Source organism: uncultured Mobiluncus sp. (assembly GCF_947087965.1).
In the GTDB taxonomy this organism is placed as follows: Bacteria; Actinomycetota; Actinomycetes; order Actinomycetales; family Actinomycetaceae; genus Mobiluncus.
On sequence record NZ_CAMUES010000003.1, the window covers coordinates 64,335 to 83,160 of the forward strand.

Sequence of the window (18,826 nt, forward strand, 5' to 3'; positions counted from 1 at the left end):
GGGTTTTCACCCATTTGGGTGTTCGTTTTGGGCGGCGGCGCTGTAAGCATAGGGGTGGAGAATCCCGCAGTGGGAGTCAATACCAAGGAGGAAATCATGGGTTTATTTGATGCGAAAGAATGCGCGCTGTGTTCTCAAAAGGCCGGAATGCTCACCAAACAAAAGTTGCAAGACGGCTTCCTGTGCGGGGATTGCAAGAAGAAATTGTCTGACCTGTCCTCGGGGTGGAAGCAACGCACCGTCGCGGACGTGAACGAACATCTGGCGTTGCGTGAGGCAAACAAAGATCGTGCCGCCCAGTTCCAAGTTACCCGCTCGATTGGGACCGGGGGTTGCCTGGAACTTGACGACACCCACGGCTGGTTCCGGTTTAAGATTGGGCGCGACTACAAGCAGGGTAACGCCCAAGTATTTGCCTTTAACGAACTGGGGAATTTCTATGCGGAAATTCACTACGATTCCATCGCGGACGATGAGGACGGCGATGGTATCCCCGATCAGTACGATCGCGATTCTCAGGGTTCACACCGCAGCAACATGGGAATGATGGGGGCGATGGGCGGCGAACTGAACTCTCAATCAGCAAATATGTTCGTCAACGGTTCGGGAATGACTCAGTACTTCCGTTCCATCGGCAATCAAATCAACGATGCGGGAATGCCTTCCGAAGTGACGGACATCACCATGGTGGTGGGCACCACCAACCGGTTCTGGCCCGAAGTGCGGTTGCGCGGCTCGTTCTTTGGGGCGGGTAACGATATGCAAAAGCTCCAGGAGGCGCAGCAAACCATTCAGGCTCTCGCCCAGCTCCGTGCCGGTGCTGGCGGCATGGGGGCTCCGATGGGTCAGCCGGGCATGATGGGCCAACCCATGGGGACGATGCAGCCCGGTATGCAGCCGGGCATGGGCCAGCCGATGGGCCAGCCTGGAATGATGGGCCAGCAGGGTATGGCTCCTATGGCGGGCGGCATGATGGCCGGGAGCATGGGTATGCACCAGCAGGGTATGGCGCAGCCGGGGATGCAGCCCGGGATGCCCGGTGCGATGCCAATGCAGCAGCCCCAGATGGGGGCAGTTCCCCCGCAGGGCATGGGCGCCCAAATGGGCGGGGCGCCAGCTCAGGGCGCGCATCCGACAAACTGCCCCGCCTGTAATGCCCCGGTAGACGGGCAATTCTGCGGCAGCTGTGGCACCAAAGTCTATTGAAATCCCAGATGCGAAGCGAACCTATGGAGTGAGGATCGTGCATTCAACGGGGGCTTCCGCGAGGAGGCCCCCGTTGGTTTGCCCTCGGCAAACCTCGGGTCAGCCCCTTCACCTCGCGTAGCGGCGGGAAGAGCTGGGAAATTCTCACGCTAATTTCAGGAAAGTGGGAAAATTATCAGCTTGCTTACAGGTTTGTAAGTACAAATATAGCTATAGTAGCACGAGTTAAACTGCGTCTACATGGGGAAATGGTAGATAAGGTAAACCTTATTAAATCCTGTCTTTATTCTGGGTAATGGCTGGGATAATATCGTGACAGGGATAAAGTTTCCGAGTACATGTTTCTACAGGAAGGCAAGAAAACGTGCGTAAGACAGATTTGACGAAAGCCGCACTCGCCTATGTCGGGGCAGCTTCTTTGGTTTTCTCGACGCTGGTTGCCGGAACAGCAGGCGCATATGCCACTGACCCAGTAACTACAGGGGCGATTGAGGCCACGACCTCAGTTAAAGCTCACCATTCAATTTCGGGTTTTGTGTTTCAGCAGCAGGGTGGAGATCTCTGGCAGGCTCCTAATCCTGAAAAAGGCTACGGCGTTCCCTTGTCTGGTGTCCGTGTCTATGCGCAGTGGACAGAAAAGGACGGCTCTACCTCTCCGATTTATACGACAACCTCGGGGACTGACGGTTCTTTCGCGATTGAAATGAAGCAGTTCAAGAAGGATAACGGTGCGGTGGCCAAATTTGATGCCGACCCAAACTTGCCCGAAGGCGAGAAGTGGCGGGTCTGGACGGTCAATCCTGACACTAACAAGTATCAACTTTTGTGGTCCTGGAACCATTCTCAAGTTGGACCAAAAGGTATTGTCATGGACACTGCCGGTGGTGCAGCAAACCTAATCGCTCCCGATCAGGTGACGGGGCTGCGTTTCGTTTACTCCGAAAGGGTGGATTCCACTCTGATGCATCTTTCCGAAGCCAGCGACAATGGTCCGAAACAGAAGGCTGGCTATGTTGCAGGTCGTGTGTACTGGAACCTTTCTGAATTGCCGGGTGGACAGAACTGGAGAACCGTAACTAATTTCAACCCTAAAAAGGACAAAGCTGTTGCGGGCGTAACAGTAACTGGTTCCTATCTGAAGGACTCTGCTGTCCAACGCATCATGACTGAGTACAAAAAGATTGCCCGTAAGACCCCTCGGGCGGGTGGTATCGGTATCTGGACGCCAAAAGATGAAGCCTCAATGCAGGCATGGATTAAAGACCGGATTGCCGAAGAAGGCGTGAATAACTGGATTGCGGAAACCGCAACCACGAAAACGGATGCGAATGGTGAGTATGCCCTGCAATTCAAGGGAACTTGGGGTAATGGTGTTACTGATAAGGTAAAATGCGGCCTTGTTGACAAGAAAATGTGTGGCACTCTCGCGGCCGATGCGAATAAAGGCTCGTGGGTGCTGGGAACTAAACATTCTAAGCACATTAATGACGATTGGATGTTCATCTCTATAGAAAACCATCCGGGAATTGCCCAAACTAGCCCTTTCTATAACAATGCTTTCAAAGGTTATGCGGATTCTCTGTCCAGTGCGGGTTGGCCAGCGACTAACTTGGTGAATAGGCTCATTGACGTAAATTTCGCGCTTTACCCCGAATACGTTGTTTTTGACGTAAACCCCTACAACACAACCGATAACTTGGCAAAGCGTGGAGAGACGGCCGGCACAACCACCACCGGTTTGCCGAAGGCTTGGGATGCCTCCACAATGTACCAAATCGAGTGGAGTGCGGAGGGTAAGGTCGTACCCGGTGGCAGTTGTGAGAAGCAGCGTCCCAACGCTATGGGTGATTTGCAATCCTGTCCTTTGCCAGTTCCTGCAAACTTGGAGCGTAAGACCACCTATACCGCAAAGCTCTACGCTTTTGCCGCTGATGGAACACGTATCGATACCCCGCTGGCAATGGATGCTTTCACGGCGGTTCCTGAGACGAAGGATGCTGACGGAGACGGTGTGCCCGACGACAAAGACAAGTGCGCCGACACCCCGGCTGGGTCTGCGGTGGACGAGGATGGCTGCACCATGGCGCAGCGCTACAAGCCGAACTACACCGACACTAATACTAAAGTCGGCCAGGCCGCTACCTCCGAGCCTCCCACGTTTGACGACGTGACCACTACTGAGGTGGAGCACAAGCCGTACAACGGACTGGGCAAGGACGGCAAGGCTTCGGCAACGAACTTCGCCCCTGAGAAGGGCACGGCCGCCGGGAACGGTGCCATCACCTTCACTCCCACTGAGGAAGGCGTAACTGGCGTGCCGGTCATCGTCACCTACAGCGACGGAACCAGTGCGAAAACCACCGCGAACTTCATCGCTACCGATGGCGATGGAGACGGCGATGGTGTGCCGGATATCAAAGACAAGTGCCCGAGCACCCCGAATGGATACAAAGGCAAGGTGACCGAAGACGGTTGTGCCATCCCCACTGTGAACGACTTCGCAGTGCGCGGCACTGTGGGCAATGCCATCAACCCGGTTCAGATCACCATCGTTGACCCGGACAAAATCGTTTCGGGCTGCACCTCGACGGATCTGCCCCTGGGCTTGGCCGCCAAGTGGGAAAACAATAAGTGCGTGGTAAGCACCGACACTGTTCCCGACAAAGCTCTTAACCAAGACGGTCTGAAGGTTGATGTTGCGTACCAGGGCGGTTCCGCCACCAGCAATGGTAGCGTCGTTATCTCTGACAAACCCGATAGCGATGGAGACGGCGTGCCCGATCCCGAGGATCCGAGCAATCCCGGCGACGGTGAGGACCACTGCCCCGGCACCCCGGCTGGCGCTTATGTTGACAACAACGGTTGCTCCGTAGCCCCGACTGTGGGTGCGGCCCCGACCATCAACGGCACGGTAAACGAGCCCATCACTGAAGTTGTGGTGCCGGTTACCAACCCCGGCAAGGCCAATATCACCTGCGAATCCAATGATTTGCCGGCGGGCTTGACCGTTGCCTATGACGAAGCGAAGGGTGGGTGCGTGATTTCAGGCACCCCGACCGTGAAGGTTCCGGCTGGCACCACCTACACCGTGACTGTCAAATACACCCCGCAGGATGAAAACAATCCGGCTGGCTCTATCGACAGGATCGGTAATGTCACCATCAAGGGTAAGGATTCTGACAATGACGGTGTGGATGATCCAATCGACCCGAACAAACCCAAAGACGGTGAGGACCACTGCCCAGGCACTCCGGACGGCACTAAGGTTGACGCCAATGGCTGCCCTGTGGCCCCGACCGTCGGGACTGTCCCGGACGTGAAGGGAGAAACTGACAAACCGATTACGCCGGTGGACGTCCCGGTCCATAACTCCGGAAAAATCGCCAAACTGGAGTGCCACGCGGAGGGTCTAGCCGCCGGTTTGACCATCAAGTTGAACAAGGAAGGCACGGCTTGCGTCATCTCGGGAACCCCGACTGAGGCCAAGACCGGCGACATCAAGGTAACCGTGACCTATCCCGACCCGCAAGACCCGGAGAAAACCAAGACCTCCGAGCCCAGCACCGGTAAAGTCGACATCACCAAGCCCGACAACGGTGGCGGAAATACCCCCGGAGGGAACACTCCCGGTGGCAACACCCCCGGCGGAAATACCCCTGGCGGAAATACCCCCGGAGGTAACACTCCTGGCGGGACCACTCCTGGTGGAACCTTCCCCGTTCCTGTTGCCCCTGAAAACATCGCTCCAAACCCCAGTCCGGAACTGCCTCCGGTGGCGGGAGTCCAGGAATATCCCCAACCTGCCCCGGACATGAACAGTGGCAATCAAGCCCCGCTGCCCCCGGTGGCGGGAGTGACCGAGACTCCGTCCCTGGTTCCGACCACTCCGAATCAGCCAAAGATGCCCAGTACCCTGGCTCGCACGGGCGTGTACTCGGTGTCCGTTATCAGCACCCTCGCTGTCCTGTTGTTGGGATTGGGGATATGGTTCAGCCTGCGCAGTCGCAAGCTCGACCAGGAGTAATCGGTTGAACATAATTGCATAAATCGAGAGACTGGCTCTCTGCGGTATGACCATGGGCGGGAACCTCCGGTGAGGCTCCCGCTGATGGTTTTTAATCGCGTAACTATCCCCATCAAGCAGTGTCAGCATTTTAGGGGATAAATTCCCGATAATGAGCGTGGAATTTGGCCTGGCGAGCTACACTTAACCCCAAAGAGAGGGAAAACGACCGTGGAAAGCAACCAGGGAAACCTTTTGAACTCAACAGACACACCTAGTGCAACGGCAAAAATAGATGCCCCTATCCGCCAGGCTTACCGCGGAAAACGTCCCGCTTCCACCCCGGTGTGGTTCTTGGGACAGTCCGTGTTTCAGCACCCCGACAATTGGCAGGATTTGAGCGGACGCGAACAAGTGGATTATTGTCTGCTTCCTGAAGTTGGGGTAAACACCGCGTTGACCCCGGTGCAGCAATTTGATGTAGACGCCGCCCTGTGTACTTCTGACGTGCTGTTTCCCTTGCGGCTGGTGGGTTTTGATCTAGCGCGCCAGATTGCTCCCAACGGTGAACCCCTGCGCCCCTTGCGCTCTACTATGGATGTGGATCGAGTTCTGGCTCTGCCCGACCCTGATTGGTCGCGGGTCGAGGCTGTCAGTCGGGCGCAGCGCAGCGAACTCGCGCCGGAAAAAGCCCTCATCGCCATTGCTGGAGCGCCTTTCGTACTGTCGTCACTGCTGGTGGAAGGCTCAGTCAGCGCCCCGCAAAACCTGCAGACCCGCATCTTTATGCAGTCCCAGCCGCGTAACTGGGAGCGGCTGATGGGCTGGACTTCGAGTCTGGTGCGGCATTTCCTGGCTGCACAAGTGCGGGGGGGAGCTGAAGTGATTCAGTTGGTCGATCCGTGGGTGCGGACGCTGACGGAGGGGGAGTACGCGTGCCTGGCGGAATCCTACGCGCGCGATATTTTCAACGAGTTTGGTGACGACATCACCCGGATTTCCTGCAGCCTTGGTGCTGAACACTTGCTGTCCTCGGTCGCCCCCTATGTTGATGTGCTGGGTGTTGGCGAGGAGCTGACCCTCGCGGAGGCGGCCGCCATTGCGCCGGGCAAAGTCTTGCAAGGTAACCTCGACCCGGACCTCATTCTGCTCGGTGGTGATGAGATGCGGGACGCGGCACGCCAAGTGCTGGATTCTGGGTTGAGCGCGTCTGCCCACATCTTTAACGTGGCGGGTCGGTTGGATCCGGAATCGGACCCCGCCGAGGTCCACCGGCTGGTCGATTTTATCCACGACTACCGGTTTTAACGATTTGCGGCGGCTCTCGCCAGATTTCTCCTCAGCTTAATTTATGCTGTCTACCTGCGTATACGTGTCTAAAAAATCAAAGTTGAGTCTATACGTATCAAGTTAAGCTGGCACTCTGGGAATAAGAGTGCTAATCTGGTTGTTGTACTGAATGGAACCGGAAAAAACCGGGACCGCAGCTGAAAACTGAAAAACAACCCAAACTGCAAAACAACATGGAGGATACAAATCATGGCTACTTATCGTGACCCGTTTGCTGAAATTGATCGCATGTTCAACACCGCGATGCACTCACCGGCGACCCCGGCGATGCCCCTGGATCTGTACCGCGAGGGCGACAAGTTCATCGCTCGCGTGGACCTGCCTGGTGTGGACCCCGCGACTATTGACATCGATGTCGAGGATCGCACCCTGACTATCTCTGCCCAGCGCAAACCCACCGAGGGTGAGGATCTGCACTGGCTGAATCGCGAGCGTCCTGCCGGGACCTTTGCTCGCCAGCTGACCTTGGGATACGGCTTGGCAGTGGACCGGATTGCCGCCTCGTATGAAGGTGGAGTCCTGACCGTGACTATTCCGGTCGCCGAAGAGAACAAGCCGCGCAAGATTCAAGTCGCGGTGGGCGGCGACGCCGACAAGGTCATCGAAAGCTAACGGCGGGGTGGACCGCACCACAAACCGGGAAACCCCGGCCCCGCCCTTGTGAAAAATAATTCTCCCCGGTCAAAGTGCTTGACCGGGGAGAGTGTCGAATTTTTAGAAAGTCTCGCTACCGAAAACTAGCCGACAGAAACCGAATCTTTCGTTTCAGCGGAGGTTTCCGGGGTGGTGACCGGGGCATCCAGCGGGGGACGCACGCCACGCGGATCCTTGACAATCAAGTAAACCGCCCAAATCATGCCGCCCAAGGCCACCACAAACAGGCCCAGGTACGTATCGTTGAGCATATCGAGAGGCTCGGGGTTGAACACCTCTACACCGTCAGAGATATATTCAGAAATCAAGTCCACAATCCACATCAGGGAAGCTCCCCAGTACATCCAGCACAGCAGGTCTACCCGCATCTTGGATTGCGGAGCGTGGGAATACCACCACGCGGTCGAGGCAATGGCGGCAAATAGAGTAATCAATAGGGTCATGTCCTACCCCTTACGCTTTCGGGTTCATCTCGGAGACGCCGCGGCGCTCGGTGGCGCGAATGACCGCGAGTCCGACTGCCCATACGACCGTCACCAGCACGGCCATTCCGACTCCGACAGTACTCATCTCGAAGAGCATTTGCCGCGCATCTTCAGGGTTGGCGGCCGCCGTGAGGAAGGGGAAATACGGCACGACTTCGCCATGCCAGAAGTGTTCAAACATTAACAGCACAGCCCCGCCCCACAGCAGGTTCGTCAGCCAGTTCAATTTGCGAACCAACACTAGGGTGCGCGCGGACTTTTCCGAGGCTTCGCCGGTCTTGGCTTTATGAGCGAGATGCTTTTTCACAGCCGTCACCGCGACAGCTTCAGCGGTGGGAACCAGAAAACATGCCATTATGAATCCTTACTTGAGTGCGGGTAAAACCTAGCATTTATTCTACACAGGTGCGCCTAAGTTTGATAAAAATCGACACTCTCGTGATATGCTACGCTAATCCTGATTTCACCACGGCCGGCGCCCTGGACTGCGCCAAAACGGTGAAACGCTAGGAAATCATGCCGAGTTCCCGCCAGGTATCCAGAGATTCCTGAGCTTCCTCAGCGGTCAGCAGGTTCATCGCGAACCCGTTTTGAATCAGGACATAATCGCCCACCCGCGCTTCGGGAACGTAGGCCATGCAGGCATCTTGCACTTGACCAGCCACGTCGATGCGTCCCATCGGCATCACGCCGGGGGTAATCGACAAAATCTGGCAGGGCACTCCTACGCACATGACGGGTCCTTTCCACCGGGGGACGCGAATCGTTGACCGAAACGCTCCCGCTCCCCCTATTCTAGACGTTTTCGACTTTCAGTCCCATCTGGCCGGCAGGGGCGGAACTGATGGGCAGGCAGGGGTCGGCTTCGCGAATGGATTGTTCCCAAGCGCCGGCCTGTTGTGCCTGGTCCAGGGCACTAGCCTGGGTCAGCAGTTGTGCCAGCCAAGGTTCGTTTTGGGCGGTGGGCGTGAGGATCCGTGCCGCTTGAATCGTGCCGTCGGCTCCGATGGTATAGGTGTGGGCGAGGATGCCGCGCGGCCCGTCTACCAGTCCGGTCCCGCTGCCGGGAGTGAACTGCACGGTGGCCGGGTCCACGAGCTCTCCCATGTTGCTGCCCTCCACGAGTTCAGTGAGCTGCTCGGTCAGGGTTTCGGTGCGTTCCAAGACATGCAAAGTCATGATGGCACGAGCCCCGGCGGCGTCGCGTGCACCAGCCAGCCACCGCTCTTGTGCTGCCGCCGCCCGCGAGGTGGGCAAAGTACCAATAGAAAGCTGGGCGACCGGCCCGACCCGGTAGCGTCCGTTTTCAGGTCCGTCAGCCCGCAAGTATGGCCGGGGAGCAGGTGAACCGGGAATTTCCTCCGTGACCCGTTCATTCCACTGGGAAAAATCAAACTCGTCTATCGTGCTGGTATCCCGCACCACTCTGACCTTGGTTCCGAACACGTCCGGGGCGCCGTTTTCATCGATGAGCGCCACGTCCGCTCCGTCGAAGTCGCCGGTCCCGACCGGTTCCAGGTGGGGCGCTAACGCCGAATCGCAGAGATGCTCGGCGGTGTCTCGCGCCGCGGCCAGGTTTGCGGACAGGTCGCACAAGGCCGGGGCAGTCGGCCACACGCTGACCCCGCCGGGTACTGCCGTAGCCGGAAAATGACCCGGCGAACCGGCCGCGACCAGCATCTTTTTCGACACCCGTTTCAGCGTCACCCCGGCGTCACGGTCCTGCATCAAAAACCGCAACGAATGGGCTTCCACAATCGAACCGTAGTGCAGCAGTCGGCGGGTGAGCTGCGCCGCGGGAACAATCGGGGGTAAACCGCTCAACGCATCTAGCGCCCGGGTCCCGGCCAAGTGATGCGCGACCGGGCAAATTCCGCACAGGTGCTCGGTCATTGTCAGGGCTTCGAGCGCGGTTTTGCCTTCCAACATGGCATCAACCCGCGGCAAGCCCTGCAGGTCAAAGCGGGCGTGCGGGCGGCCGGAAGAATCGTGGGTGACGACGATGCGTCCCTCCATCGGGTCGATGATTTCGTCAAGATTGATTTTCATGATTCTCCTGAGACAATTGATTTATGCATGAACTTGGGCTGTTAACTTCGGTGGTGGCGGCGGTCGAAAATGCGGCCGCTCAGGCTGATTCCCAGGTTACCCGAGTTGAAAAGGTCGCGCTCGAGGTTGGCACCATGTCCGGGGCGATTCCCGAAGCGCTCTACGGTTCCTGGCCCATCGCCCGGCAGGACAGTATCTGCGCCGAAGCAGAGCTGGAAGTCACCAGCATTCCCGCCAGCGTGTACTGTCCGCGTTGTGCCCGGGATGTGCCCATCGATGAGTTTTTTGCCCTGGCTTGCCCGGAATGCGGGATGCCCACCGGTAACCTGACTCACGGGCGTGAGTTCAAAATCGCCTGGGTGCAGTGGGACACCGCGCTGGCGGACGCCAACAGCGCCGTGGATTCCTAGTCCGCGCGGGGTTTTCAGCTGAGCCAGGAATCGAGGACTTCCGCCGCGAGTCCGACCGCGCTGGGGATACCGCCCCGGGCACTCTCGGTCAGACCCAGGCGCAAATCCACGTTTTCACTGACCACCCCGACGACTTCGAGAACGCGAGGTTCCTTGCCGGTCAGGCGGGCCGAAGTCAAAATATCGAGCAAACCGACCTGGTGAGGCGACATTTTCATGGAAAGCAGGCGCGGCACGTGATCCCCACTCAGGTGCAGGGCTTGCCCGGGGGTGCGCCCGTTGCCGGGAGCCACCGAATCCAGAATCAACAACTGTTCAGATTCCTGCACCACCGGCACCAGCTCCATGCCGCCGGTACCGCCCTCCAGCAGAGCCAACTCACCGGCCTTTTGCGCAGCCTGCCAGGCGGGACGGGTCGGCAGGAGCTGCTGGAGGCCAGCTAAAATCTGGAGGCCGATACCGTCGTCGCCCATAATCGGGTTGCCCACCGCCAGGACGGTAAAACGCGCCCCGGCCCAGCCGGTGGCATCGACGTCGGAAATATCCGGCAACGGAACCTGACCATCGAGCGGGTCCGGGGCGTCTGGTGAATGGGGAACCGCGACGGAAAGAGCCGCCGCTGTGTGTGCGGCAGGCTTGGCACCTTGAGCCATCAAAACCTTTCTACAGTTCGGGGGCGTCAACCGGCTTAGACGTGCGACGCATCCACACACCGCCGGAAATCATGGCCGAGATACCGCCGTGACGTTCTAGGGAATCTGCCCGGAAAGCCAGGTAGATATGCGCAATCACGAACGCCCAGAATATGAACATAATTGCGGCGTGAATCAACCGCATTAGTTGAATGCCTATCCAGTCATTCGGGAGAGCCATTAATTGCCAGAATAGGTTCTCATTACGGTGCGGCAAAGCGTAAAGTGCTAGGCCAATGACCATCTGGAAAGCCCCCAGCACGTAAATGGACGTGTAGGTGAGCTGCTGCAGCGGGTTGTGCGCCACGTACAGCGGGCTTTCCTTGCGCAGGAACAGGTAGAACCCCAACGTTTCGCCCAGATGTTTCCAATCTTGCTTTTTCTTTAACGGCCAGAACGTTTCCCAGCGCATATAGCGGTCCTTGGAAACGAAAGCGATAAAGACCCGGACCACGCCGACTGCCATCCAGGTGAACGCACAGGTGAAGTGGATAAACCGCATAATCCCCATCAGGTATCCGATTTCGACACCACGGAAGAACGTGTCGCCAAAGAACGGATCCATGATGTAGTACCCGGTGATGGACAGCATCACAATCAACAGTACGTTCAGCCAGTGCAGGAAACGCAGGCTTGCGGACCACACGCTCAAGCGGACCCAGTCCTCCGTGGTGGGGGTCAGGTCGCCGCCCTGCAAACCGGTGCCGACCGGACGGACGTTGACGAAACCCTCCATCTGGAATGGAGTTAGCTCACCGTTTTCATCCACGGTAGCGGAGGCGACCCCCAGGCAGCGGTAGCCGCGCGAGCCTGCCATCTGGGCATTCTTGCGCAACAGGGTGCGCTGAGCGCGCTTGGGCTGAGCCACGTTCATGACGGATTCCAAGTCGCCGCGCACGATTACGGTCTGTTTGGATTCCCCCGTCTTGGTACGTTTCATGTCAGAGATACGCGCCAGGGAATAGCGGCGTTCGTGCGGAGGATCGAAGTCTGCAGCGGGAATGTCAACATTCGGGGCGCCGTGGCGGAATCGATAACGTAGGGACTCCTTAAGGGCGACATCAACCGGGTCAGTACTGCCCTCGGGGGACACCGCAGCCATTGCCAAGAGACGGCGCATCGATAGGTCAGAGCAGCTGAAGCCGCCGCCAACTTCGATACCGTTCGCCTGGTTGCTGTCCGCCGCAAAGAACTGAATCTGGTTTTGTCCCTGCGGGGACGCGCTGGGAGCCGGGCTGGCCTGCACGGTTCCCGTGGCCGTGCCGCCGGTCAGCGTATCCGGGGCAGGAGTGCTCTCGGTACTCATGAGGTCACCGCCTCGCCAATCAGTTTTCCGTCCGGATCGAGGATGTGCACCCCGCAGGACATGCATGGATCATAAGAGTGGATGGTGCGCATCGGTTCCAGCGGGGCCTTCGGGTCCACCAGCGGGTGAGTGCCGGTACCCATTAAGGATTCTTCATAAGGGCCGGTCACGCCGTTAGCGTCACGTCCCCCGGCCAGCCAAGTGGTAGGCACGACCGCCTGATACCGCTCGACCTTGCCGTCCTTAATGGAGACCCAGTGGGATAGGTCGCCACGGGCGACCTCAACGAATGCATAGCCCTCGCACTGCGCCGGCCAGCTGGATGGCTCCCACTTGCTGGCATCGAAAACGTCAATCCGGCCTTCCTTAATGTTGTCAACCAGGGCGTTGTAGTCCTCCAACAGCAGCTGGGCGGAAACCGTGGCTTCCGCGGCGCGGGCAAAAGTGCGCCCCATCGTGGAGTTGAGCTGTGCCGGGGTAATCCCCAGGGTTTCGATTGCCCCATCAACTAGCTTTTTGACCGGTTCATAGCCCTGAGCGTAGGCCAGAATCATGCGTGCCACCGGTCCGACCTGCATCGGTTTGCCATCATAGCGCGGTGCTTTCGACCAAGTGTACTTTTCGTTGTCGCTCAGCCATTCAAAAGGCGGCTCGGGGCCGGTGTATTTGACGGTGGTTTCGCCCTTGTCTGGGGTCAAACCTTTATCGTCCCCCACCGAGTACTCGTACCAAGCCGAGCTGACGAACTCTTCAATCTTGTGCGGGTCGAAGGGGAGAACCTTGCTGATGTCTCCGCCCATGATGACCCCCGGCTTAATGGCTGTGTGTACAGAGGAGATACGGGACTTATTGGGATCACCAGCAAAAATGGACCCGGCCAAACCTACCGCGAGGTAATTCGGGTGGGTTGCGCCAATATCGAAGTAGTCCTTGTAAACTCCGGCTATCGCCAAAACATCGGGGTAGTAGCAGTCATTGACAAACTCGATGATTTCGTCAATCCAAGTCTTGATTTGATCCATCTGGACTTGGTTGATGGATTCTGACGAGTTCGGGTCAATAGAGCAAGCCATGCCGCCGACCAGGAAGTTCGGGTGGGGGTTCTTGCCGCCGAACACCGTGTTGATGCGAATCATGGAACGCTGGAATTCCAAAGCATCCAGGTAGTGGGCGACGCACATCAGGTCAGCTTCGGGAGGCAGGCGGTAGTCGGGGTGATCCCAGTATCCGCCGGTGAAAATCGACAGCTGGCCGGATTCGAGAACTTGCTGAACCGTGTCCCGAACTTCTGTGAAACGCTTCAGGTTGTTGCCGCGCCACTTGGAACCGATGGAATGCGCGAACTCCAGAGTTTTCTGGGGGTCGGCCTTTGCGGCGTTCACCACGTTGACGAAGTCCAGGGCGTGCAGGTGATAGAAGTGAATGACGTGGTCTTGAATCTCTTGCGAACCAAGGACCAGGGAACGAATCAACCGCGCATTCTCCGGCGGGTTGGAGCCAATCGCATTCTCTACCGCGGTAATGGAAGCGATGGCGTGTACCGAGGTGCAAACCCCGCAAATCCGCTGGACGAAGGCCCACACATCGCGGGGATCGCGATTTTGAACGATGGTTTCGATACCACGGAACTGGGTACTGACGCTCCAGGCTTTTTTGATTTGTTTCCCTTCGGTTTCCATCTCGATGCGCAGGTGACCCTCAATACGGGTCAAAGGATCAATGAGAACTTTCTCTGTCATTACTTAGCCTCGCTGTTCTGTTCAGTAGCTGCCTCTGTTGACGACGAGCTGGGGGAATCGGTGGGGGTATCGCCGAACGCGGCCATCGGGGAGTTCTTGGTGGCTTTGCGGTCGGCGGCAGCACGAGCGGCGGTCACACCGGCGTGAACCGCCACACCCGCGGCGACGACACCGGTCAGACCCAGGCCAATCTTTTCTGCGGTGGCTTCCACCCCAAAACCAGGAACTGTAGGTAGTTTCTGGTAGAAAGGCGTGAAACGATCATAGAAATCACGTTCCGTGCAACCGATACAGGGGTGACCGGCGCCGATAGGCCAACCGGCCTTGAGGTTCCACTGCAAAATCGGGCAGGGGCTGAAAGTGGAAGGTCCTTTACAACCCACGTCGTAGAGACACCAGCCTTCGCGGGCTCCGGCATCATCGAAGCTGCGCACGTATTGGCCGGCGTCGAAGTGCGCGCGGCGCGGACACGAGTCGTGGATACGCTGGCCGTAAGCGAACAGCGGGCGACCCTCGGAGTCGAGTTCGGGGGCTTTGCCATGAGTCAGAATGTAAGCCAGGGAGGCGGTGATGACTTCCCCAATCGGAGGGCAGCCGGATACGTTGATGACCTGCTTGTCCCTGATGATTTCGTCCACTCCGACCGCGCCGGTGGGATTGGGTTTGGCAGCCTGCACCGAGCCAAAGACCGCGCAGGCCCCGACTGCCAGAATCATGGTGGCGTTTTCAGCGGATTCCCGCAGTATCTGTTCTGTGGACTTACCGCCGATGGTGCAATAGATGCCACCGTCCTTGAGCGGAATGGAACCGTTGACGACCAGGATGTGTTCCTTCGCGTTCGTGTCGGCCAAGGCCTTTTCGGCGGCTTCTCCGGAAGCGGCCATTACGAGTTCGTTGTAGTTGACGGACAGCAGATTTAGGACGACTTCTTCCACCGTGGTGCCGCCGGAGCGCAGCGTAGATTCCATGCAACCGGTGCATTCCTGAAGCTGGAGCCAGACCACGTTCGGTTTCGTAATAGCTCCCAGCTTGTCGGCCAGTTCTTCGCCAGCAGTCCGTGCCGCAGAGGCGTGCGCTAGCTCGGGAGTCCCTACCGCGAAGATAGCCGCCAAACCGGCACAGAACTTGACAAAGTCACGTCGGCTCACGCCAGCACTAGCAAGGTTTTCTGCGAGCGTACCCGCCCGCCAAGGTTTAATCTCATAGCTCATATGCGGTCCCTCAGTAGTATCGAAATGGACAACAACGTCCATGCTATTATCCTACCTCGTTTTCGCAGTTGAGCCTAAAAACCGGGAAAAAAGTGCGACGCCTTTTCGCAAAGCTCAGATGACTTATTCAAAGTTCTTTCAGCCAGTCAATCCACGCATCGACACCGTCGCCATTCTGGGCTGAAATCTCGATAACCTTCACGTCCGGATTGACCTGTTCGAGGTAGCCACGGAACTTGTCCATGTCGAAGTTCAGGTAGGGAGCCAAATCCATCTTGTTCACCACCACAATCTTCACCGAGCGGAACATGACCGGATACTTCAGCGGCTTGTCCTCGCCCTCCGTAATCGAGAACAGCATGGCCTTCGCGGTCTCGCCGACATCAAATTCGGCCGGGCACACCAAGTTGCCCACATTCTCGATGATGACCAGATCCAGCTGGCTGAGATCCAAGTCGTCCAGGGCATGATGCACCATCGGGGCATCCAGGTGACATTCCCCACCGAAACCATGACCGGTATTCAACAGGGAAATTTGGGCGCCGTAACCGCCCAAACGCTCGGCGTCCAACGGCGTCTCAATGTCGCCTTCAATAATTCCAACCCGCAGTTTGCCTTGCAGTTGCGCCAAAGTGCGCTCCAGCAAAGTCGTCTTGCCCGACCCTGGTGAACTCATGAGGTTCACGACTTTCACCCCGTGTGCGGCGAAAGAATCCCGATTGTGCTGGGCTAAGTGGTCATTTTCCGCATAGATGTCTTCCAGAATCTCGATGCGTTCGCGTTCGGTGTCGTATCCCGAGTGATCCCCGATAACTTCCGGGTCTGCCACGTAGTCGCCGTGGTCGTGGTGGTGGGGGTGATCCCCGTGGTCATGTTCGTGTACTGTGCCGTCGTCGTGGCGATGAAAACGTCCCATGTTAGTGATTCCTCTCTGGCGTGACATCTATCGATACCACTCTAAACTCTTCGCCGCTGATTGTCTGGACTTCATGGGAAGAACACTGGCCGCAACGGAAATCCAGATACTCACCCAGCTGGGTTTTCGCCTGGCATTCCCGACAGACGACGACTGCCGGGATTTCCGTAATCTGCAGTTCGGCGGGACCTCGGAGGGTGTTTTTCCGCACCGCGCTCCAGGCAAAACGCAGCGCCTCGGGCACGACCTGACGCAGATGCCCGACTTCTACCTGGACAGACAATACTTCGCGTCCCGCCGCCCCGCGCGCTACCACGCGAGCGAGTTGCTGGGACAGGGCGACTTCGTGCATAGTGTCTCCTCACTAGGTTTTGGGTTCCTCGCGGCGCATTCCACCTTACCGTTTTCTGCCCGAGGGCGTCAGAACTACTAGGCTTAGGGGTGAACCAGATTGCGGCAGGAGGTTAGAGATGCGCCGAGCGTATGAGTTGCGGGGTGTGGTGCAGGGAGTCGGTTTCCGCCCACACGTCGCTCAGGTCGCCGCCCACTTCCCCATCACCGGTTTTGTCGGAAACGACGATGAGTCGGTGTTTATCGAAGCCCAAGGCACGCGTGAGGCGGTGGACGGTTTCATGGAAACCATGCTGACGACCCTGCCTCCGCTGGCTAGCGTGCTGCACAGCGCGTCCACAGACCTGCCCGAACAGAAGGGCGAAACTGAATTTCGGATTGTGCCCTCCCGCCGTCGTTCCGGCGCCCGTACGCTGATACCACCGGACACCGCCACCTGTCCCGACTGCCAAGCTGAAATGGCAGACCCGACGAACCGACGCTACCGCTACCCCTTCACCACCTGCACGAACTGCGGACCACGCGCCACCATCATGGTGGACCTCCCTTATGACCGCGACACCACGACTATGGTGAAGTTTCCCATGTGCCCCGCTTGTCACCAGGAATACACAAACCCGACCAACCGGCGCTATCATGCCCAGCCCGTCAGCTGCTACGACTGCGGACCAGTGCTGTGGGTCAGCCCGGCAGATGCGCCAGACTTGTGGCCTCCAGAAGGGGACCGCCGACCTTTGATTGCTGCGGCTCTGGACGAAGCTCGCCAGCGGCTGCGTGCCGGAGAAATCCTGGCGGTGAAAGGCATCGGTGGCTTTCACCTCATGTGCGACGCCCGCAACGAAGCCGCGGTCGCGCGGCTGCGGAAACGCAAAGATCGGGGGGATAAGCCGTTTGCCGTCATGGTGGCGGATGCTACGGTTGCCGTCCGGCTGGCGCAGCTCGATGCGGACCAGCTGCGGACATTGCAGACTGCCGCCCGTCCGATTGTGATTGCTCCGTTCGGGCCGGAATATGACCTGGCTCCCGCGATTGCCCCCGGGTTGGGGGACGTGGGGATTTTGCTACCCTACGCGCCGCTGCACCTGGAGTTGTTGAGCGGGGAATGTGCCCAGATGGCACTAGTGGCGACGTCGGGAAACCTGGCAGGCGAACCGCTGTGTTTCACGAACCAAGACGCTGCCGAGCGACTGGCGGGAATTGTCGATGCGTTCGTGTTCCACGACCGCGACATTCATCTGCCTATGGAGGACTCTGTATTCCTGGCAAACTCGCAGGTCACCATTCCTTCGCGGCGCTCTCGGGGTTACGCGCCGCTACCGGTCGCGCTGTCGCGACCTGCCACCGTGCCGATTTTGGCGGTGGGTGGAGAACTGAAAAACACGTTCTGCTTAGCTAACGGAAACTGGGCGCATATTTCGGGGCATATCGGGGATATGGGTACGCTCGCCAGCCAGGAGGCGTTTGACCGGGCCGTGACCCAAATGCTGAACTTCCAGCGGCAACGACCCGAAAAAGTTGTGTGTGACCTGCACCCAAACTATTCCACGGTCAGTTGGGCCGAGCGCTTTGCTACCTCTCACGACATCGAACTGGCCCAGGTGCAGCATCACGTCGCCCACGCCTATTCCCTGTTGGCAGAACATTCTTGGCTCGACCCGGCGGTTGTGGTGGCGGTGGATGGCACCGGCTACGGGACGGACGGCACCATTTGGGGCGGAGAAGTCCTGAATATTGAGGGTTCGCAGTGGCAGAGAAGTGCGCACGTGCCGACTTTCAGCCTGGTCGGTGGCGACCGGGCGGTGCGCTATCCTTGGCGTGCCGCGTTGGGAATTGCCCACGATTGGGGCCTGGACTGGATTACGGAGGCAATCAGCGCCGAAATCGGAGAGCGGCAAGGCAAATCAACCGAACTGGAACTGGTGAAAAGCCAGCTGGACAGCGGTTTCGGGGTGAGTGCAACCACCAGTTGCGGACGGCTGTTCGATGCGGCCGCGGCGATTTTAGGGATTCGCACCGAAGTGACCTATGAGGCTCAGGCCGCGATGGAGCTGGAGCACGTGGCTACCGACTGGGCAAATGCCCACCCGGAGGCGGGCTTGCCGCAGGTTGGTAGTTATCAGGAGCTCGTCGAGCAGTTGGGTGACGCTGACCGGCCGGTCGGGCAGCGGGCTTGGGCTTTTCATGTGGGCTTGGCGCAGCTGCTGGGGAACCAGGCCCGTGAAGCTGCCGTGTCGGCCGATACGAAAACGGTGGGATTGACCGGCGGAGTCGCCCTCAATCGACTGTTCACCAGGCACTTTGTGGATTTCCTGGAGCATAGCGGATACCGGGTGCTGACCCACCAGAACGTGCCGCCCAACGATGGGGGCTTGAGCCTGGGGCAAGCGTGGGCGGCGGTCCTCGGCGCGTGCTGAGGTGCACTCTGACCTGTAAATACAATTCGGGCGGGTAACC

Annotated in this window: 16 protein-coding genes; 6 read left to right on the forward strand and 10 right to left on the reverse strand. The window is 58.3% G+C overall.

Annotated elements, in window-relative coordinates; translation table 11 throughout:
* Positions 1-96: 96 nt before the first annotated feature.
* The 4 genes from Q0V70_RS04250 to Q0V70_RS04265 all read left to right on the forward strand — a co-directional run bounded on the left by Q0V70_RS04250 (position 97) and on the right by Q0V70_RS04265 (position 7,171).
* Positions 97-1,206 carry a DUF4428 domain-containing protein gene (locus tag Q0V70_RS04250; RefSeq protein ID WP_297588765.1) on the forward strand — a complete coding sequence of 370 codons (1,110 nt, stop codon included), beginning with the start codon at positions 97-99 and terminating at the stop codon, positions 1,204-1,206.
* Between the two features lie 364 nt (positions 1,207-1,570).
* Complete coding sequence (locus Q0V70_RS04255; RefSeq protein WP_297588768.1) at positions 1,571-5,230, forward strand: cell surface protein; 3,660 nt, start codon at positions 1,571-1,573, stop codon at positions 5,228-5,230.
* A 210-nt stretch (positions 5,231-5,440) separates the two neighbouring features.
* Complete coding sequence (locus Q0V70_RS04260; RefSeq protein ID WP_297588771.1) at positions 5,441-6,517, forward strand: uroporphyrinogen decarboxylase family protein; 1,077 nt, start codon at positions 5,441-5,443, stop codon at positions 6,515-6,517.
* A 231-nt stretch (positions 6,518-6,748) separates the two neighbouring features.
* Positions 6,749-7,171 (forward strand): Hsp20/alpha crystallin family protein, encoded by a 423-nt coding sequence (locus Q0V70_RS04265; RefSeq protein WP_282922520.1) that lies wholly within the window; start codon positions 6,749-6,751, stop codon positions 7,169-7,171.
* Between the two features lie 125 nt (positions 7,172-7,296).
* Here the strand turns inward: Q0V70_RS04265 and Q0V70_RS04270 are convergent, their stop codons facing one another.
* From Q0V70_RS04270 to Q0V70_RS04285, 4 genes are all read right to left on the reverse strand, one after another.
* The gene (locus Q0V70_RS04270) at positions 7,297-7,656 is read right to left on the reverse strand and encodes a hypothetical protein (RefSeq protein ID WP_282922521.1); all 360 of its coding nucleotides are present in this window, start codon (positions 7,654-7,656) and stop codon (positions 7,297-7,299) included.
* A 10-nt stretch (positions 7,657-7,666) separates the two neighbouring features.
* Positions 7,667-8,053, reverse strand: a complete 387-nt coding sequence (locus tag Q0V70_RS04275; protein ID WP_297588775.1) for a hypothetical protein — start codon at positions 8,051-8,053, stop codon at positions 7,667-7,669.
* Between the two features lie 151 nt (positions 8,054-8,204).
* The gene (locus Q0V70_RS04280; protein ID WP_295027885.1) at positions 8,205-8,432 is read right to left on the reverse strand and encodes a HypC/HybG/HupF family hydrogenase formation chaperone; all 228 of its coding nucleotides are present in this window, start codon (positions 8,430-8,432) and stop codon (positions 8,205-8,207) included.
* A 61-nt stretch (positions 8,433-8,493) separates the two neighbouring features.
* Positions 8,494-9,747, reverse strand: a complete 1,254-nt coding sequence (locus Q0V70_RS04285) for a nickel-dependent hydrogenase large subunit (protein WP_297588777.1) — start codon at positions 9,745-9,747, stop codon at positions 8,494-8,496.
* A gap of 23 nt (positions 9,748-9,770) precedes the next feature.
* Between Q0V70_RS04285 and Q0V70_RS04290 the strand changes: the two genes are divergently transcribed.
* The gene (locus Q0V70_RS04290) at positions 9,771-10,157 is read left to right on the forward strand and encodes a hydrogenase maturation nickel metallochaperone HypA (RefSeq protein WP_297588779.1); all 387 of its coding nucleotides are present in this window, start codon (positions 9,771-9,773) and stop codon (positions 10,155-10,157) included.
* A gap of 14 nt (positions 10,158-10,171) precedes the next feature.
* On the opposite strand, the gene Q0V70_RS04295 is transcribed toward Q0V70_RS04290, so the two are convergent.
* From Q0V70_RS04295 to Q0V70_RS04320, 6 genes are all read right to left on the reverse strand, one after another.
* Positions 10,172-10,810, reverse strand: a complete 639-nt coding sequence (locus Q0V70_RS04295) for a hydrogenase maturation protease (RefSeq protein ID WP_297588782.1) — start codon at positions 10,808-10,810, stop codon at positions 10,172-10,174.
* A 10-nt stretch (positions 10,811-10,820) separates the two neighbouring features.
* Positions 10,821-12,155: a Ni/Fe-hydrogenase, b-type cytochrome subunit gene (gene cybH / locus Q0V70_RS04300; RefSeq protein WP_297588785.1), complete on the reverse strand. Its 1,335-nt coding sequence runs from the start codon at positions 12,153-12,155 to the stop codon at positions 10,821-10,823.
* Positions 12,152-13,894, reverse strand: a complete 1,743-nt coding sequence (locus Q0V70_RS04305; protein ID WP_297588788.1) for a nickel-dependent hydrogenase large subunit — start codon at positions 13,892-13,894, stop codon at positions 12,152-12,154. The genes cybH and Q0V70_RS04305 overlap by 4 nt, the downstream gene beginning before the upstream one ends.
* Entirely contained in the window at positions 13,894-15,147 is a 1,254-nt protein-coding gene (locus tag Q0V70_RS04310; protein ID WP_297588791.1) for a hydrogenase small subunit, read from the reverse strand. Before Q0V70_RS04310 ends, Q0V70_RS04305 begins: the two co-directional genes overlap by 1 nt.
* A gap of 85 nt (positions 15,148-15,232) precedes the next feature.
* Positions 15,233-16,021 carry a hydrogenase nickel incorporation protein HypB gene (hypB, locus tag Q0V70_RS04315; protein WP_297588794.1) on the reverse strand — a complete coding sequence of 263 codons (789 nt, stop codon included), beginning with the start codon at positions 16,019-16,021 and terminating at the stop codon, positions 15,233-15,235.
* A gap of 1 nt (position 16,022) precedes the next feature.
* Positions 16,023-16,373: a hydrogenase maturation nickel metallochaperone HypA gene (locus Q0V70_RS04320; RefSeq protein ID WP_297588797.1), complete on the reverse strand. Its 351-nt coding sequence runs from the start codon at positions 16,371-16,373 to the stop codon at positions 16,023-16,025.
* A 118-nt stretch (positions 16,374-16,491) separates the two neighbouring features.
* Between Q0V70_RS04320 and hypF the strand changes: the two genes are divergently transcribed.
* On the forward strand, positions 16,492-18,786 hold the full coding sequence (hypF, locus tag Q0V70_RS04325; protein ID WP_297588800.1) for a carbamoyltransferase HypF: 2,295 nt from the start codon (positions 16,492-16,494) through the stop codon (positions 18,784-18,786).
* Positions 18,787-18,826: the final 40 nt, after the last annotated feature.

Excerpts from the sequence above, each read along its gene's own strand:
- Q0V70_RS04270 (WP_282922521.1), bottom strand. The coding sequence starts at position 7,656 with ATGACCCTATTGATTACTCTATTTGCCGCCATTGCCTCGACCGCGTGG.
- Q0V70_RS04265 (WP_282922520.1), top strand. The coding sequence starts at position 6,749 with ATGGCTACTTATCGTGACCCGTTTGCTGAAATTGATCGCATGTTCAAC.
- Q0V70_RS04285 (WP_297588777.1), bottom strand. The coding sequence starts at position 9,747 with ATGAAAATCAATCTTGACGAAATCATCGACCCGATGGAGGGACGCATC.
- Q0V70_RS04275 (WP_297588775.1), bottom strand. The coding sequence starts at position 8,053 with ATGGCATGTTTTCTGGTTCCCACCGCTGAAGCTGTCGCGGTGACGGCT.
- Q0V70_RS04295 (WP_297588782.1), bottom strand. The coding sequence starts at position 10,810 with ATGGCTCAAGGTGCCAAGCCTGCCGCACACACAGCGGCGGCTCTTTCC.
- Q0V70_RS04320 (WP_297588797.1), bottom strand. The coding sequence starts at position 16,373 with ATGCACGAAGTCGCCCTGTCCCAGCAACTCGCTCGCGTGGTAGCGCGC.
- cybH (WP_297588785.1), bottom strand. The coding sequence starts at position 12,155 with ATGAGTACCGAGAGCACTCCTGCCCCGGATACGCTGACCGGCGGCACG.
- hypB (WP_297588794.1), bottom strand. The coding sequence starts at position 16,021 with ATGGGACGTTTTCATCGCCACGACGACGGCACAGTACACGAACATGAC.
- Q0V70_RS04310 (WP_297588791.1), bottom strand. The coding sequence starts at position 15,147 with ATGGACGTTGTTGTCCATTTCGATACTACTGAGGGACCGCATATGAGC.
- Q0V70_RS04250 (WP_297588765.1), top strand. The coding sequence starts at position 97 with ATGGGTTTATTTGATGCGAAAGAATGCGCGCTGTGTTCTCAAAAGGCC.
- Q0V70_RS04305 (WP_297588788.1), bottom strand. The coding sequence starts at position 13,894 with ATGACAGAGAAAGTTCTCATTGATCCTTTGACCCGTATTGAGGGTCAC.
- hypF (WP_297588800.1), top strand. The coding sequence starts at position 16,492 with ATGCGCCGAGCGTATGAGTTGCGGGGTGTGGTGCAGGGAGTCGGTTTC.
- Q0V70_RS04290 (WP_297588779.1), top strand. The coding sequence starts at position 9,771 with ATGCATGAACTTGGGCTGTTAACTTCGGTGGTGGCGGCGGTCGAAAAT.
- Q0V70_RS04280 (WP_295027885.1), bottom strand. The coding sequence starts at position 8,432 with ATGTGCGTAGGAGTGCCCTGCCAGATTTTGTCGATTACCCCCGGCGTG.